2 protein-coding genes are annotated in these 2,407 nt (G+C 53.0%); both read left to right on the top strand.

All coding sequences use genetic code 11. From position 1 onward, the window contains the following. Positions 1 to 91 precede the first annotated feature (91 nt). Positions 92 to 1,594 carry an IS21 family transposase gene (istA, locus tag GTU67_RS15080; protein ID WP_185780801.1) on the top strand — a complete coding sequence of 501 codons (1,503 nt, stop codon included), beginning with the start codon at positions 92 to 94 and terminating at the stop codon, positions 1,592 to 1,594. After that, complete coding sequence (gene istB / locus GTU67_RS15075) at positions 1,587 to 2,351, top strand: IS21-like element helper ATPase IstB (protein ID WP_185780800.1); 765 nt, start codon at positions 1,587 to 1,589, stop codon at positions 2,349 to 2,351. Before istA ends, istB begins: the two co-directional genes overlap by 8 nt. Positions 2,352 to 2,407: the final 56 nt, after the last annotated feature.

The following is a 2,407-nucleotide window of genomic DNA, read 5'->3' as shown; positions in this document are numbered from 1 at the left end:
TGTTCAGCGACAATTAACTTGACCGGTTAGCGACAATTATCTTGGCCGGTTGATCTGCTAGGGTTTGACACAGCAAATTGGAGATATCGCTGTGTCGGGCAAACGAATAACAGATCAACAAATCAGGTTGTATATGAAACATCGCAGCGACAGGCCGCAAGGTGTAGCGGCCGCCAAGGCGGGTATCTCAGAGCGCTCGGCCCGGCGAATTGACATGAAGGAACTTCAACCCCAATTGGGTCAGCGGACATGGCGTACGCGCCCCGATCCGTTAATTGACGTGTGGGCGTCAATTGTCGTGCCTTGGTTGGAGCGCAACGAAACGATCAGCAGCATCGGTATCTTCGATTATCTGTGCGAATACCACGGTGACTGCTTTGACCCACGGGCACGGCGTACCTTAGAGCGGCGTATCCGCGCATGGCGACAACTACACGGCCCTGAACAAGATGTCGTGTTCTTACAGACTCATGCCCCAGGGGATCTGGGCATCGCCGACTTCACCGTGGTCAATGAGCCCGTTACGATTTGCGCTCAACCCTTAAAACATCGTCTGTTTCACTATCGTCTGGTGGCCAGCGGGTGGGCTTATGTCCAAGTCGTCTGCGGCGGCGAAAGCTTTAGTGCATTGTCCGATGGCTTACAAAATGCCTTTTGGCAAAGCGGTGGCGTACCCCGTCAATTACGCACCGACAGTCTGAGTGCTGCCTACAAGAACAAGGCAGAGCATGATGACTTTACGTGTCAGTTTGAGCAGTTGTGCCAGCATTATGGCGTGCGAGCCACTCGCAATAATCGGGGCGTGGCCCATGAGAACGGCGCCATCGAATCGCCGAACAATCATCTGAAGCGACAATTACATCAGGCGCTGGTCTTGCGCGGCAGCTTTGAGTTCGACACGCTTGAGGCTTACAACAAGTTCGTGCAGCAGTTGGTGGCGCGGCGTAATCGTCGCGTTGCAACTGCTTGGGCGGATGAACGCCGTCAATTACGCCCCTTACCGTCAAAGCGCAGCGTCAATTACTCGGAACAGAGGATTCGCGTCACCCGCAGCAGCACCATTGAGATACGGCGAATTGTGTATACGGTGCCGTCACGATTGATTGGCGCCAGGGTGACGGTACGTATCTACGATACAAAACTGGAGATCTGGTGTGCGAACGAGTGTACGTTGACACTGGATCGGGTCTTTGCGCCCGCAGGTAAAACTCGTGCGCGTAGCGTCGATTATCGGCATGTCATCGAGGCTCTGGTTAAAAAGCCCAGGGCATTCAGGTCTTCGCAGTTACGCGATGAGCTGCTGCCGACTCACGACTACCAGACCATTTGGCAGCATGTTGACCATAGGTTGAGTGCCGATGCCGCTTGCCAATACATTGTGCGTTTGCTGCACTTGGCAAAGAAAACCGATCACCAAGACGCCATTGGTCGATACGTTCTGGATCAAGTCGCCCTGAGGGGTTTACCCAGCCTCTTGTCTTGCGAAGAGCGATTTGCACCCAAAACTCGCGTGATGCCAAAAATCACCGTGCGTCAGCACAATTTACATGATTACAACCGTCTGCTTCAGACAACGGGAGTGCAGCATGGCTAACGTAGCAAGCTTACCGATCATGCTTAAATCGTTGCGGCTGGCGTGTATCAATACCCATTGGCAAAGTGTTGCCAAGAAAGCGGTGGCTGAGAGCTGGATGCCAGAACAGTATCTGGCCGAATTGTGCGCCATGGAACTCTCGACACGGGACGATAAAAGACTGCAGCGTCATCTCAAAGAATCTGACCTACCGCCAGGCAAAACATTGAGCTGCTTCCAGTTCGACGCCGTTACTGGTGTAAACACACAACAGATCAATGCCCTTGCGACAGAAACGCAGTGGACAGTGCGTGGTGAGAATGTGCTGATCTTCGGCGCCAGTGGCTTAGGCAAAACACATCTGGCTAGCAGTCTCGGCTACAGCCTGATCGAGGCGGGAATCCGGGTGAAATTTATCAGCGCCACCAGTTTGGTGCAGGAGTTACAGCTGGCCAAACAGCGCTATAGCCTGGCCGACGCATTGGGCAAACTGGATAAATACGCCGTCTTGATTCTGGATGACTTGGGCTACGTAAAGAAAACTGATCAGGAAACCAGCGTCTTGTTTGAGCTCATTGCCCATCGGTATGAACGTGGCAGCTTGATCATCACATCCAACCAAGCCTTCAGCGATTGGGACCACTTGTTCGACGACAGCGTCATGACCGTGGCCGCAATTGACCGACTGGTGCACCACGCAACCATCTTTACATTGGAGGGGGAAAGTTACCGCAGGAAAACATCATTAAAGCGTAAACAACAAGACCAGCATCAATGAGCGTCAACCGGCCAAGTTAATTGACGCCGACCGGCCAAGATAGTTGACGTTGAACA

Source organism: Pusillimonas minor (genome assembly GCF_014237865.1).
GTDB classification, from domain to species: domain Bacteria; phylum Pseudomonadota; class Gammaproteobacteria; order Burkholderiales; family Burkholderiaceae_B; genus Neopusillimonas; species Neopusillimonas minor.
The sequence above is the reverse complement of the archived record's forward strand: the minus strand, read 5'-3'. Positions and strand labels throughout refer to the sequence as shown.

Excerpts from the sequence above, each read along its gene's own strand:
- istB (WP_185780800.1), top strand. The coding sequence starts at position 1,587 with ATGGCTAACGTAGCAAGCTTACCGATCATGCTTAAATCGTTGCGGCTG.